Source organism: Rhodococcus sp. Leaf247, from assembly GCF_001426185.1.
In the GTDB taxonomy this organism is placed as follows: Bacteria; Actinomycetota; Actinomycetes; order Mycobacteriales; family Mycobacteriaceae; genus Rhodococcoides.
In genome coordinates this window covers 363,033-375,662 of the sequence record NZ_LMRP01000004.1, presented here as the reverse complement: position 1 = coordinate 375,662, position 12,630 = coordinate 363,033, and the positions used below count along the sequence as shown (strand labels likewise).

The 12,630-nt window shown below is 67.9% G+C and carries 13 protein-coding genes and 1 riboswitch; of the genes, 4 read left to right on the top strand and 9 right to left on the bottom strand.

Annotation, left to right across the window (positions count from 1 at the left end; all coding sequences use genetic code 11):
- Positions 1–59 precede the first annotated feature (59 nt).
- Positions 60–497, bottom strand: a complete 438-nt coding sequence (locus ASG64_RS19755) for an SRPBCC family protein (protein WP_042575191.1) — start codon at positions 495–497, stop codon at positions 60–62.
- Between the two features lie 93 nt (positions 498–590).
- Positions 591–962 (bottom strand): hypothetical protein, encoded by a 372-nt coding sequence (locus tag ASG64_RS19750; protein WP_042575192.1) that lies wholly within the window; start codon positions 960–962, stop codon positions 591–593.
- Between the two features lie 167 nt (positions 963–1,129).
- Between ASG64_RS19750 and ASG64_RS19745 the strand changes: the two genes are divergently transcribed.
- Entirely contained in the window at positions 1,130–2,938 is a 1,809-nt protein-coding gene (locus ASG64_RS19745; protein WP_056075788.1) for an AMP-dependent synthetase/ligase, read from the top strand.
- Between the two features lie 4 nt (positions 2,939–2,942).
- Here ASG64_RS19745 and ASG64_RS19740 read toward each other — a convergent pair whose 3' ends face one another.
- The 5 genes from ASG64_RS19740 to ASG64_RS19720 form a co-directional block, all read right to left on the bottom strand.
- On the bottom strand, positions 2,943–4,067 hold the full coding sequence (locus ASG64_RS19740; RefSeq protein WP_056075784.1) for a glycosyltransferase family 4 protein: 1,125 nt from the start codon (positions 4,065–4,067) through the stop codon (positions 2,943–2,945).
- An 18-nt stretch (positions 4,068–4,085) separates the two neighbouring features.
- Positions 4,086–5,411, bottom strand: a complete 1,326-nt coding sequence (locus ASG64_RS19735) for a hypothetical protein (protein WP_156388427.1) — start codon at positions 5,409–5,411, stop codon at positions 4,086–4,088.
- The gene (locus tag ASG64_RS19730; RefSeq protein ID WP_056075781.1) at positions 5,381–6,439 is read right to left on the bottom strand and encodes a C40 family peptidase; all 1,059 of its coding nucleotides are present in this window, start codon (positions 6,437–6,439) and stop codon (positions 5,381–5,383) included. Before ASG64_RS19730 ends, ASG64_RS19735 begins: the two co-directional genes overlap by 31 nt.
- 225 nt (positions 6,440–6,664) lie before the next feature.
- Positions 6,665–7,234 carry a C40 family peptidase gene (locus ASG64_RS19725; RefSeq protein ID WP_042575196.1) on the bottom strand — a complete coding sequence of 190 codons (570 nt, stop codon included), beginning with the start codon at positions 7,232–7,234 and terminating at the stop codon, positions 6,665–6,667.
- A 17-nt stretch (positions 7,235–7,251) separates the two neighbouring features.
- Positions 7,252–7,415, bottom strand: a riboswitch (cyclic di-AMP (ydaO/yuaA leader).
- 113 nt (positions 7,416–7,528) lie between these two features.
- Positions 7,529–7,819, bottom strand: coding sequence for a hypothetical protein (locus ASG64_RS19720; protein WP_082518520.1), 291 nt, complete (start codon positions 7,817–7,819; stop codon positions 7,529–7,531).
- A gap of 286 nt (positions 7,820–8,105) precedes the next feature.
- Here ASG64_RS19720 and ASG64_RS19715 point away from each other — a divergent pair, with 286 nt between their 5' ends.
- Together ASG64_RS19715 and ASG64_RS19710 are read left to right on the top strand one after the other, a co-directional pair.
- Positions 8,106–9,788: a DEDD exonuclease domain-containing protein gene (locus ASG64_RS19715; protein WP_056076328.1), complete on the top strand. Its 1,683-nt coding sequence runs from the start codon at positions 8,106–8,108 to the stop codon at positions 9,786–9,788.
- Positions 9,789–9,849: 61 nt separating this feature from the next.
- The gene (locus tag ASG64_RS19710) at positions 9,850–10,125 is read left to right on the top strand and encodes an Lrp/AsnC family transcriptional regulator (RefSeq protein WP_042575198.1); all 276 of its coding nucleotides are present in this window, start codon (positions 9,850–9,852) and stop codon (positions 10,123–10,125) included.
- A gap of 5 nt (positions 10,126–10,130) precedes the next feature.
- Here ASG64_RS19710 and trpD read toward each other — a convergent pair whose 3' ends face one another.
- A complete protein-coding gene (gene trpD, locus ASG64_RS19705) occupies positions 10,131–11,174 on the bottom strand; it encodes an anthranilate phosphoribosyltransferase (protein ID WP_056075778.1) in 1,044 nt (347 codons plus the stop codon).
- Positions 11,175–11,185: 11 nt separating this feature from the next.
- Positions 11,186–11,677: a hypothetical protein gene (locus ASG64_RS19700; protein ID WP_056075775.1), complete on the bottom strand. Its 492-nt coding sequence runs from the start codon at positions 11,675–11,677 to the stop codon at positions 11,186–11,188.
- Between the two features lie 275 nt (positions 11,678–11,952).
- Between ASG64_RS19700 and ctaE the strand changes: the two genes are divergently transcribed.
- Positions 11,953–12,567 (top strand): aa3-type cytochrome oxidase subunit III, encoded by a 615-nt coding sequence (gene ctaE / locus ASG64_RS19695; protein ID WP_042575201.1) that lies wholly within the window; start codon positions 11,953–11,955, stop codon positions 12,565–12,567.
- Positions 12,568–12,630: the final 63 nt, after the last annotated feature.

Below are 12,630 nucleotides of genomic sequence, written 5' to 3'. Positions count from 1 at the left end.
GGTTCCACCTGCTCCGATGACGAACGTGATGCGTGCGGTGGTGCCGGGGGCGCGACCGGTCAGGCTTCGACCCGCTTCTTCAATTCCTTCAGAGCGGTGTCGGTGATGACCTTCTCCGCCTTGCGCTTGAACAGACCGATCATCGGGATGGCCAGGTCCACGGTGAGCTCGTAGACCACCTCGGTCACACCGTTCCCCTTGTCCGACAACGCATACGACCCCACCTGGGACTTCTGCATCTCACCGGCCACGAGGTGCCACGACACGGCGGATCCGTCCGCCTTCCACTCGTACTGCAGCTCGTAGGTGTCCTTCACCATCCCGGCGTCGAGGACGAACTTGACGCGTCGGGCGCGATCGTCCGATGCCGACTCGAGCACCTCGACCGACTTCACGGCGGTGACCCACTCCGGGTACTTGGGGAAGTCGGCGATGACCGCCATCACCTCGTCGGGGGTTGCGTCGACGACGATCGATTTAGTGGTCTTGTCTGCCATGGAACTGATATCCCTCCGGGCCCGTACTGCCGCTAGTTGTACCTATGATCGACCGCGCACCGCAGGGGCACGGACAGTGGGGTCGATTCGTCACTATCGGACCGCGCGCACGGGGGGTTCCCCGGCAGCGCGGCCGCGTTCGAGGAGGGCCTTGATCTCGAAGGACATGGTCTTTCCCGCCACCCGCCGACGGTGCGCATCCGGCGTCGACACCCCGACGGGTTCGGCATGCAGGAAGTAGTGGAGCACCACCCCGTCGAGCATCGGCTCGAGCCACACCTCCATGGTTCCGGTCAGCTCACCCGCCACCGTCCACCTGATGCCCTTCTCGCCGCGGTCCTCCTGCACCGTCAGGGTGAGACCAGGGAACCACGACCGCTGCCGACGGGTGTCGCCCACCAACTCCGCCACGTCCGACGCAGGGGCGGCGAGGAAAGTCTGATCGGCGATCTGCACGCTGCTCATACGCTCAGCGTCGCATGCCGGGGAACCACGGGCACCGTCGATCCCCGTCGGTGCGCCGCGTCGGTCTGCGACGTCACAACCGCGGACACGACTGCCCGTGACGACACCCGACGCAGCAGGTTTAGTGTGAACACCCGTCCGACCCGTTCCCATTATCGGAGGAATCCGTGCGCGAATTCACCGTCCCGGCACCGTTCTCGATCGAGGACGACGCGTCCGTCGTCGACTCGGTGTTCGCCCACGAGAGATCACGGCCCGACCTGGTGGTCTACCGGCGCGCCACCCGCGACGGGTGGGAGGACGTCCGCGCGGGGGACTTCGCCGCACAGGTGCGGGCTGTCGCGAAGGGCCTCATCGCCTCGGGCGTGACACAGGGTGACCGCGTCGCGCTGATGTCCGCGACGCGGTTCGAGTGGCCCCTGATGGACTACGCCATCTGGTCTGCCGGCGCCGTCACCGTCCCCGTCTACGAGACGTCGTCCGCGGACCAGGTCCGGTGGATCCTCGAGAACTCCGGAGCCGTGGCCGCCGTCGTCGAGACGGTCGCGCACTCGAACATCCTCGCGGACATCCTTCCCGACCTCCCCGGCGTGACCACGGTTCTCCAGATCGACGCGTCGCCGGAGAAGGTCGGTGCCGTCGACGTGCTGGTCGATGCCGGCCGCGACATCGCCGACTCCGAGGTGACCGACCGGATCGCAGCGCTGCGCGCCTCCGACCCCGCAACCCTGGTGTTCACATCGGGCACCACGGGCCGCCCCAAGGGCTGCGTCCTCAGTCACGCCAATCTGGTCGCGGAATCGCGTGGGATTGCCGCGAGCGCGATCGGCACGATGCTGGTCGAGGGACGGTCGACACTGATGTTCCTCCCGATGGCACACGTGCTCGCGCGCGCCGTGTCCATCGCCGCGTTCGATCGCGGCGCCACCCTGGGGCACACCCACGACATCCCGCACCTGGTGGACAATTTCGGCTCGTTCCAGCCGCACTTCATCCTCAGCGTGCCGCGCGTCTTCGAGAAGGTCTACAACACGGCCCGTCAGAAAGCGCACTCGGACGGCAAGGGCAAGATCTTCGACGCTGCTGCCGACACCGCGGTCGCGTTCAGCAAGGCACGCGACACCGGCGGAGCGTCGATCGTGCTGCGCGCCAAGCACGCTCTGTTCGACCGTCTCGTCTACGGCAAGCTCCGCACCGCCCTGGGTGGACGCTGCGAACTGGCGATCTCCGGTGGCGCGCCCCTGGGTGAGCGTCTGGCGCACTTCTACCGCGGTATCGGCGTGACCATCTACGAGGGCTACGGACTCACCGAGACCACCGCTGCCGCCGCAGTGAACACCCCGGACGAGCAGAAGATCGGCACCGTCGGAAAGCCGTTGCCGGGCAACGCTGTCCGCATCGCGCAGGACGGCGAGATTCTGCTGAAGGGCGGCGTGGTCTTCGACGGATACTGGAAGAACGACGACGCCACCTCCGAGGCGCTCACCGACGGCTGGTTCCACACCGGTGACCTCGGCGCCGTCGACGAGGACGGCTTCATCTCCATCACCGGCCGCAAGAAGGAGATCATCGTGACCGCCGGAGGCAAGAACGTCTCCCCCGCCGGTCTCGAGGATTCGCTGCGCGCCAGCACTCTCATCAGCCAGGCGATGGTGGTGGGTGATCAGAAGCCGTACATCGGCGCTCTGATCACCGTCGACGCCGAAGCGTTCCCCGGGTGGAAGCAGCGCAACGGCAAGGACGAGTCCGCAACCGTCGCGGATCTGACGTCGGACCCCGACCTGATCGCGGAGATCGACGCGGCCGTCGCCGAGGCGAACAAGTCGGTCTCGCATGCCGAAGGCATCAAGAAATACCGCATCCTGCCCGGTGACTTCACCGAGGAGGGCGGCGAACTGACCCCGACGATGAAGCTCAAGCGCAACGTCGTGCAGAAGTCGTACGCGAGCGACATCGAGGCGATCTACTCGAAGTAGCCCGTCACAGAAGCCCGGCCAAGCGGGCCGCGAGAACGTCCCACCGCCACTGCGTGGACACGAACTCGCGGCCCGCTGCTCCCATTGCCGCGGCCCTGTCGCGGTCGGACAGCACGGTGACGATCGCCGACGCGATGTCGTCGACGTCTCTGCCGTCGACGGTCAGTCCCGTCTCCCCCTCGACGACGGTTTCCGGCGCGCCCCCCGAACGACCGGCCACCACCGGAACCCCGCTTGCCGACGCTTCGAGGAAGACGATCCCGAGTCCCTCGACGTCCAGCCCGGCACCCCTCGTGCGGCACGGCATGGCGAAGACATCGGCGATCGTGTGGTGCGCGGCGAGTTCCTCGGCCGGGACGGATCCGGTGAACACGACGTGGTCGGCGACCCCGCACGTCTGCGCGAGTCGGCGCAGCGTGTCGGCGTACGGCCCACCTCCGACTATGACGAGTACGGCACCGTCGATCCGCGCGCGAATCGACGGGAGCGCCCGGATCAGCATGTCCTGTCCCTTGCGCGGCACCAGACGGGACAGACACAGGATCGTCGGTCGCTCCCCCAACCCGTACCGCGCACGGAGATCGTCGCGCGCCGCGGGATCAGGGGCGAAGACGGTCGAGTCGACGCCGGGCGGTAGGTGTTCGAGGGAGGCGTCCGCTCCGAATGCCGACGCGAACCGACCGCGGGTGTAGCGGCTGACGAACGTGATCACATCGGTCGTCGATCCGATGCGGGTCAGGACCTGGCGCGCCGCCGGCAGCATCGACCATCCGACCTCGTGGCCATGGGTGGAGGCCACGATGCGCTCGGCTCCTGCCCGTCGCAGATGTGGTCCGAGCACCGCCAGCGGCGCGGCGGCGCCGAACCAGACCGTGTCGCACTCACGGTCCGACACCAGCCCGGCGGCACGGCGCGCGACGGCGGGGCTGGGAAGCATCAGCGTGGTGGGGTGTCGGACGACCTCGTAGGGCTGCTCCGCGTCGAAACGCACGTGGGAGTCTCCGCGCCAGCGCGGCGCGTACACGACCAACTCGTCCGGTGGGAGCAACTGCGCGAACGTGTGCAGGTAGGACTGGATCCCACCCCGTCGAGGTGGAAAGTCGTTGGTCACCAGCAGCGTTCGGCGCATGCGACCACCGTAGACGGCTCAGGCCGGCGCGCCCGCCTGCTCGGCGACCCACGCGCCCCACTGCTCGAGGAATTCCGCGGTCCCGATGCCGAGAGTCGCCGAGAACGCGCGGTCACGCACCGTCGGATCGACAGGACCCGCCGCGAACCGGCGATAGAGGTTCTTCAGAACGGGTTCGCCGTAACGGTCGGCGACGAATGCACAGGCCGACCAGGCGGACTCGTAGGCGATCGCGCCCCGCGACCCACCCGCCGCGAAATCCGAGTCCTCGGCCAGCACCCTGGGCGGCCCCGCTGCTCGAACCACTGCTGCCAGAGTCGGCGCGATCTGCTCGAACGTCAGACCGGACCCGCGGTATCCCGAGTAATCGGCGTAGCCCTCGAGCATCCACAGCGGTGCGCCCTCCCCGGTGATCGACCGCGTCGCCACGTGGGTGAGTTCGTGCTGCAGCACTGTCCGCCGGGTGCTGTCCGTCAGACGATCCGCGGCCGTCGGGCCGAAGACGACACGCTGACCGGTGACCAGACCGTTCTCGACGGGGTCCGCAATGGTGGAAGCGGCGACATCGGTGAGGACCGAGCCATTGGCATTACTGGTGAATTCGGCGTCGGATCCCGCCACGACAAGCACAGCTCGCCGCGACCACCCGATGCCGACGAAGCCGGTCACGGCGTCGACAGCGGCCGGTAGATCGGCCGCCAGCGCGTCGATGAAGTCACGCTGGCCCTCGTGCCCGATCACCAGCGACGTCGTCGAGCCGGTGGGAACTCGGCGTACGACAACGGGGCCGAAGTCCCACGGTCCGCGCCACGTCGTGCGGGCGTACTGGGGCACATCGGCGTCGGACACCAGCGCCCACGTGTCTCCGCGGCGCGCGACGACCAAGGCGACATCACGCCGGGTGGGACCGATGTCGGAGTCCTGGTAGGCGTACCGCAGAACCACGTTCGGAGCCCACACCTCGGTGGCGTCCAGCGAATCGGCCAGGGTGGGCTCCACCGGCACCTCGGGCCCTGGCGTGATCTCGTACCCGAAGTCCGACAGCGGAACGTCCTGCAGGGATGCTGCACGCGCGACTTCGCGATCGACGAAGGCAGGGTCGGCTGACGGGTCGAACAAGCTACGCAAGGCCGCGTCGTCGTTGTCGCGCAACGCCGACGTCCATCTGTCGAGTAGTGCGGTCACTCCTGCTGTGCGAGCGTCGTCCGCGACCGCGGTGACCGGAACCGAGCCACCTCTGTCGTCCACAGCACCGGACGAGCATCCGGCGAGTACGGCCGCGACGACCAACAGTGCGGCCGTGGCGCGAAGGATCAGTATCGGCGAGCGCCGTAGAACGGCCACGACGCCATCGACTCCACTCGGACCGGCACCCCGAACGTCGACGCGTGGACGACGTTCCCGTTGCCTGCGTACAGGCCTACGTGGGAAGCGTCGTTGTAGAACAGAACCACGTCACCCGGCTGCAGGTCTTCCTTGGCCACCGGCGTTCCACCTGCGGCTTGCGCCTGGCTGGACCGCGGCAGCGTCTTGCCGACCTGCTTGTACGCCCACACGACCAGACCGGAGCAGTCGTACCCGTCGGGTCCGGTCGCACCCCAGACGTACGGCTTTCCGATCTGCGTGAACGCGGCCTGGAGCGCTCCCGTCTGCGACCCCGGTGTCAGGGCTCCCAGAATGGTGGCGGGATCGAATCCGGGGGGGAATGCCGCACCCGCGAGGCCTGCCTTCTCCGGCTCGGACAGCGCTCCGAAAGCGGCCATGACATCGGCGATCTCGCTCTGGAGCCTGCTCTGCTTGCCCTGGAGGTCGTCGCTGACCGCCTTGGCCTGCTCGGTCGCGGTGCGAGCGGCGTCCGCCGACTGCTGCGATGCAGCCTCGGCCGCGGCCGCCGCAGCGGTTGCCTCGTTGAACGTGCCGACGGTTGCCGCGGCATCGGTGGAGATGATGTCGAGGGCGGACATCTGGTCGAGCAGCTGCTGCGGAGAGTCGCTCACCATCACCGCGAACAGGCGGTTGGTGCGCGCTCCCTGGTAGTTGGCCCGAGCGATCTTGTCGACTGCCGGGCGGACCGAGTCGATCTGCGCGCGGGCATCGGCGAGGGCACGCCGATCGGCGTCGAGGCGCCCGTCCGCGTCGGACTGAGCTGCCAGCTTGGCATCGAGGTCGATCTGGGCGTTGTGCATGGCCTCGGTCGTCTGTTCCGACTCGCGGGACAGGTCCGCCAGGCGCGTGACCGCATCCGAGGCGGATTCGCCGGGAACAGGATCGGCCGACGCTGCGCCGACCGGGATGAACGCGAGAGCGGCGGTCAGAACGCCGGCGAGGATCGCCCCGCGCACACCCGACCGCGTGGATACCGAAGACGGCACGTGAGTGGTTCTCCGATCTGGAACTGATCCGAAACATGATGCGATCCGTTGCCGAATCGCGGGGAGTCACGGAAAGATTACGACGACACCGTGGATTCTGTCCACGAACCCCGCTTTTCGACGCGAAACATTCCCGAAAGTCGTCGACACCGGCAGTAACCGACCGCGTGATCGGTTACTGCCGGTGTCGGACGAGTACTCCTGCGACGGAGCTACAGCGATCGATCAGGCGTAGCGGCGCGCACCGTCGAACGGCATGGAGGACAGCGGAGCGACCTTGACGGGCTGGCTCTCCGTGGATGCGTGGACGACGTTTCCGTTGCCGACGTACATACCCGAGTGCGATCCACCGTAGAAGGACACGATGTCACCGGGCTGCAGGTCCGACTGCGAGACGGGGACGCCGGCGGCAGCCTGGTCGTAGCTGGTACGCGGCAGGTTGATGCCGGCCTGCTGGTACGCCCACTTCATCAGTCCCGAGCAATCGAAAGCGTTGGGGCCGGCTGCTCCGTACACGTACGGCGCGCCGACCTTGCTCTCGGCAGCCTGGACGGCGATCTGCGCTGCGCTCGACGTCGGTGCGGCAGGACCGGGAAGTGCCGGGACCTGCGGAAGCGGGGGGAGCTGGCTGAGGATCTGGTCCGGAACCTCGAACGTTCCGATACCGGGGATCTCGACGGGGGCCGCGAAGGCGGGCGCCGCCGGGACGACGACTGCGCCGGCCGTGATGGCTCCGGCGACGAGAACGTTGCGGACAGGCCGCGAGGTGGTGCTGGGCTTACGGTGTTTCGCCACGAGAAAGAGGTGCTCCGTTTCTTCCTGATATCCGCCGACCGAGTTAGCTGACGGGTTCGGGCTGGGAAGATCAGCCCTACTCATCGAGCCGCCACGCGACTCGATGGGATTCACCCCGGTGTAACGGTGGGTTCCCGGTACGACCACCCGGAAGAGGTGGCCGATTAGGCGGTGACCTTGCGACGCAGTCCCTGGTGGCGCTGCACGACTCCGCAATGTCTCGGAAAGATTACGAAATGGCATCCAAGATGTCGAGCCCACCGTCTCCGTGTCGCGGTTCGATCACGGGAAGCACTAGCCCGCGACGTGTTCCGGGCCCGAGTCACGCCGGTCGCGTGTCGACTCCTCGGGGGACGGGACGACCTTGCCGACCAGACGCAGCCGGGGTACCAACCCACTCTCCGCGAGGACGTCCATGGCGGCACGTTCGTCCTGCTCGAGCCTCAATCGGCGTGCCGCGAACGGTGCATCGGAGGGGCCGTCCGAGGGTGCCGACGGCATGCCCGGAACGCCCAGCAGCACCGACACGACACAGTCCGAACACGCGTCGCCCCGCACCACGCACTCGCCACAATCGACAATCATGTGATCCTCGTCTCATTCAAGTTTCGTGCTGTCGGCCGTGATGTTCGTACCGGATCACAAGGAGGCCGGGGCCGATCATCACGCGAATCGACGCCGACGCTAACGGCGCCCACCGACACGGCAGGCCGGCGAGAACGCCCCGTCGTTCTTGTCGGTGGCACCCCCTACGGTCCCGGATGTGCGAAGCGAGACCGGACCGGCCCGGCGTCCCGACGGGGCGTACGTGGCAGCTGCGTCGGCGACATCGGGCGCCGCGCCGACGGGCCTGCAACTCGCCTTCGACGAGATGGACATGTCGCTGCGGGAGACGACCTTCGTCGTCGTCGACCTCGAGACCACGGGCGGGCGTCCCGGCGAGGACGCGATCACCGAGATCGGGGCCGTCAAGGTCCGTGGCGGGCGGGTCATCGGAGAGATGGCCACCCTCGTCGACCCCGGTCGGTCCATCCCGCCCGGCATCGTCCAGCTCACCGGCATCAGCAGCGCGATGTTGATCGACGCTCCCCGTATCGAACGAGTGCTCCCCACCTTCGTCGAATTCGCTCGCGGAAGCGTCCTGGTGGCGCACAACGCCCGGTTCGACACCGGCTTCCTCCGTGCTGCCGCCACCCGGATGGATCTGGCGTGGCCGTCGTTCCGGGTCCTGTGCACCGTGAAGCTGGCCCGACGTGTCCTGTCCAGGGACGAGGCACCGTCGGTCAAGCTGTCGTCACTCGCAACGCTCTTCGAGGTCTCCACCCGGCCCACCCACCGTGCGCTCGACGATGCGCGCGCGACAGTCGACGTCCTGCACGCGTTGATCGAACGCGTCGGCAATCAAGGTGTGCACAGCTACGCCGAGCTGGTCGACTATCTGCCGACGGTCACCGCTGCCCATCGCGCCAAACGGACACTGGCGGCCGGGCTGCCCCACGCTCCCGGTGTCTACCTCTTCCGCGGCCCCTCGGACGAAGTGCTCTACGTCGGCACGTCGAGGAACCTCCACCGCCGGGTGCGCAACTACTTCACCGGCTCGGAAACCCGTGGCCGCATGAAGGAGATGGTGGCGCTCGCGACGCGGGTCGACCATGTCGAGTGCGCTCACGCCATCGAGGCGGGTGTCCACGAGCTGCGACTCATCAGCGCACACACCCCGCCGTACAACCGTCGATCGAAGTACCCCCGCAAGGGCTGGTGGTTGACGCTCACCTCCGAGGCGTTCCCGCGCCTCTCCATCGTCCGCACGCCCTCCCCCGGCGCGGTGGGCCCCTTCGCGGTACGGAGCGCCGCCGCCGACGCTGCCGCGGTCATCGCCGAGTACACCCGGCTCCGCTCGTGCACCCACCGCATTCCCGCCTCGGCGCGGCACGAGAAATGCGCCGTCGAGGCGGTCGGGGGGTGCACCGCGGCCGGTTCCGGGCCCATGGACGCCGAGGAGTACTCCCATGCCCCGGAGTCGTTCCGTCGTCTCGGAGCGGGAGCAGACCCGTCCGTGCTCGCGGCAGTCGCCGCACGGATCGACGCGTTGTCCACCGATCTCCTCTTCGAATCCGCGGCACGTCTGCGTGATCGCGCCGCGGCACTGATGACGGCCCTCCGCGCGGTCCAACGCCTGCATGCCCTCGCACGCATCGAGCAACTGGTCGCTGCCCGTCGCGCCGACGACGGCGGCTGGGAGTTCGTCGTCATCCGGTACGGCCGACTCGCCAGCGCCGGAGTGTCCCGCCGCGGAGTCCCGCCCATGCCCGTCGTCGACGCGTTGATCTCCGCGGCGGACACCGTCATCCCGGACGAGACTCCCCTTCGCGGAGCCACGCCGGAGGAGGTCGCGCTCCTGGCACGCTGGCTCGACTCGGGCGGAGTCCGCATCGTCGACACCACGGACGGTTGGTCCGAACCCGCTCACGGCGCCGGCCGATGGGCACCGTGGTGCGCCGCCGTACGGGATGCGAGCCGTCGCGAACGGGAGAGAACGATGGCGTGGGGGTGACGCGCCGGAGGACTCCGCCGAACTAGGCTCGGCCGCAATTCATCTCTCGGAAGGTTTTGCCATGATCACCGCCATCGTCATGATCCACGCAGAGGTGCACACGATTCCGGAGACCGCTCGGGCCGTCGCCGACGTCCCCGGCGTGTCCGAGGTGTTCTCCTGCGCCGGCGACGTCGACCTGATCGCCGTCGTGAAGGTCCGCAGCCACGAGGAGATCGCCGAGGTCATCACCGAGCGCGTGAACCGCATCGACGGCGTAGTCCGCACCGACACCCACATCGCGTTCAAGTCCTACTCGAGCGCGGACATCGACGCGGGCTTCTCCATCGGCGAGTAAAGCAGTCAGGCCGAGGTGAACTCGGCCCACCGACCGAGCAACGTCTGCGCTGCTCCGGTGTCGATCGCTGTCGCGGCCGCGGTGAGCCCGTCGGCCAGCGCGTCCTCCAGGGAGTCGCCGATACCCCGGAACGCGGCGATCGCGCCGGCCGCGTTCAGCAGCACCGCGTCCCGCACCGGACCCGTCTCACCGGCGAACACGCGCCGCGCCGCTGCCGCGTTGTCCTCGGCGTCGCCGCCGCGAAGAGCGTCGAGCGGCACTCGCTCTATGCCGAGATCGCGCGGATCGAGCACGGTGTGCTCGATGGTCCCGTCCCGGACGATACGTACCGACGTGGTCGTCGACGTCGTGATCTCGTCGAGCCCGTCGTCTCCCCGCACCACCAGCACCGAATTCCCGCGGGCCGCGAAGACGCTGGCCACGACGTCTATCAGGTCGTCGAACGCGCATCCCACCAGCCCGGCACGCGGACTCGCAGGGTTGGTCAACGGGCCCAGGACGTTGAACGCCGTGGGGATACCGATCTCCTTGCGAGGGGCGATGGCGAAGCGCAACGCAGGGTGGAACACGGGCGCGAAGCAGAATCCGATGCCCAGCTCGGCGACGCTCGCCGCGACCTGGTCCGGACCCTGGTCGATGCGGACCCCGAGTGCCTGCAGCACGTCGGCGCCGCCGCTCTTCGAGGACGCGGCACGGTTTCCGTGCTTGACCACGCGGATACCCGCAGCGGCCACGACGACCGAGGCCATGGTGGAGATGTTGACGGTGTTCGAGCGATCGCCGCCCGTACCGACGATGTCGACCACGTCCTCGTCCACGGGCACGCGCTTGGCATGGCCGAGCATCGAGTCGGCCAGTCCGCGCAACTCGTCGGAGGTGGGACCCTTCATCTTGAGAGCGACACCGAACGCCGCGATCTGGGCGGACGTGGCGTTGTCGGACATGATCTCGTCCATCACCCACGCCGTGTCCGCGCCCGTCAGGTCGTGGCGCGACGTCAAGGTCCCGAGGACCTTCGCCCATGTCCGCGTGCTGTCCCCTGCGCTCATGAGCGGGAAGCTTAGTGCTCGCCGGACGGCGGTTCCGCAGCCGGTTGAAGCGCATCCCAGCCCAGCACCACGCCGTCGCGTCGCTGAGCGAGGCCCGCCATCCTCGACCGTTCCTGCGAACAGTGCAGAGCGTCGAGAATCTGCACTCGCTGCAGAACCAGGAGCGTTCCCGTCGGCACGTCGGCGGGCAGGTGTCCGGGCGTCTGCGCCATAGGGCCCGTCGTCGCCTCGGCGTAGCCGTCCTGGGCGGCGACCGATACCGCGTCGGCCACCTGGTCGGCAGGAAGCAACAGGTGGTGACGCAGGACGCAGTCGTCGTCCGCGGACCAGGCCGGCTCCTCGCTCGCTGCACGCTCCAACGTGGCCGAGCACGCCTCCACGTCGTCGAAGCACGACGCGACCACGACGAGATCCTCCCGCGTGGCGTCGAGCGGCGGCGGAGGCGTCTTGCCGAACAGCCGCCGCCACCATGGAGTCCGCCCACGACCGGTGCCCGAAGTCATCCCTCGACAGTGCCAGACGGCGGTGGAGGAGACCTTCGCGCCACCGACTCTAGAGCTCGAGTCGAGACTCCACCGGTGGTGTCGCGAACACCACTGTCCGCCGACTCCGACCCGCTCCGACGTGGGCAGACCGGCCCTATTGAACTAAAAGTCCAGGAAGAGGGGCCGTACCGTCCGAGATTGCTCGTTCTTGCTACGCGCGCGCGAACGACGCTCGACGCGCCAACCGATACCCGGCTATGCCTTTCGTACTACGACGGGTCATACTTGCGGATGTGACGAGCGCAGTAGGTACTTCGGGATCCGCCATCACCCAGCGTGTCCATTCGCTGAACCGGCCGAACATGGTCAGCGTGGGCACGATCGTGTGGCTGTCCAGCGAATTGATGTTCTTTGCCGGCCTCTTCGCGATGTATTTCGTCGCGCGGGCCCAGGCCGAGCCGGGTCAGTGGCCCCCGGAGCCCACCGAGCTGAACCTGACGCTCGCCGTACCCGTGACGGCGGTGCTCATCGCATCGTCCTTCACCTGCCAGCTCGGTGTGTTCGCCGCCGAGCGCGGTGACGTCTTCGGCCTCCGCCGCTGGTACACCCTCACGCTGGTCATGGGCGCGTTCTTCGTCGCCGGCCAGGGCTACGAGTACTACCACCTGGTGCACGAGGGAACGTCGATCTCGAGCAGCGTCTACGGCTCGGTCTTCTACATCACCACCGGCTTCCACGGCCTGCACGTCATCGGCGGACTGATCGCGTTCGTCTTCCTGATCACCAGGACCCTGGTCAGCAAGTTCACGCCGGCCCAGGCAACCGCCGCCATCGTCGTGTCCTACTACTGGCACTTCGTCGACATCGTCTGGATCGCGCTGTTCGCGACGATCTACTTCATCCGCTGACCGAGCAGGCGTCGAATACCCGATGACAGCCTCATCGGTGACATCCGACAAGCCGTCCCGACA

Excerpts from the sequence above, each read along its gene's own strand:
- ASG64_RS19720 (WP_082518520.1), bottom strand. The coding sequence starts at position 7,819 with ATGATTGTCGATTGTGGCGAGTGCGTGGTGCGGGGCGACGCGTGTTCG.
- ASG64_RS19700 (WP_056075775.1), bottom strand. The coding sequence starts at position 11,677 with ATGACTTCGGGCACCGGTCGTGGGCGGACTCCATGGTGGCGGCGGCTG.
- ASG64_RS19755 (WP_042575191.1), bottom strand. The coding sequence starts at position 497 with ATGGCAGACAAGACCACTAAATCGATCGTCGTCGACGCAACCCCCGAC.
- ASG64_RS19740 (WP_056075784.1), bottom strand. The coding sequence starts at position 4,067 with ATGCGCCGAACGCTGCTGGTGACCAACGACTTTCCACCTCGACGGGGT.
- ASG64_RS19710 (WP_042575198.1), top strand. The coding sequence starts at position 9,850 with ATGATCACCGCCATCGTCATGATCCACGCAGAGGTGCACACGATTCCG.
- ASG64_RS19715 (WP_056076328.1), top strand. The coding sequence starts at position 8,106 with ATGGACATGTCGCTGCGGGAGACGACCTTCGTCGTCGTCGACCTCGAG.
- trpD (WP_056075778.1), bottom strand. The coding sequence starts at position 11,174 with ATGAGCGCAGGGGACAGCACGCGGACATGGGCGAAGGTCCTCGGGACC.
- ASG64_RS19750 (WP_042575192.1), bottom strand. The coding sequence starts at position 962 with ATGAGCAGCGTGCAGATCGCCGATCAGACTTTCCTCGCCGCCCCTGCG.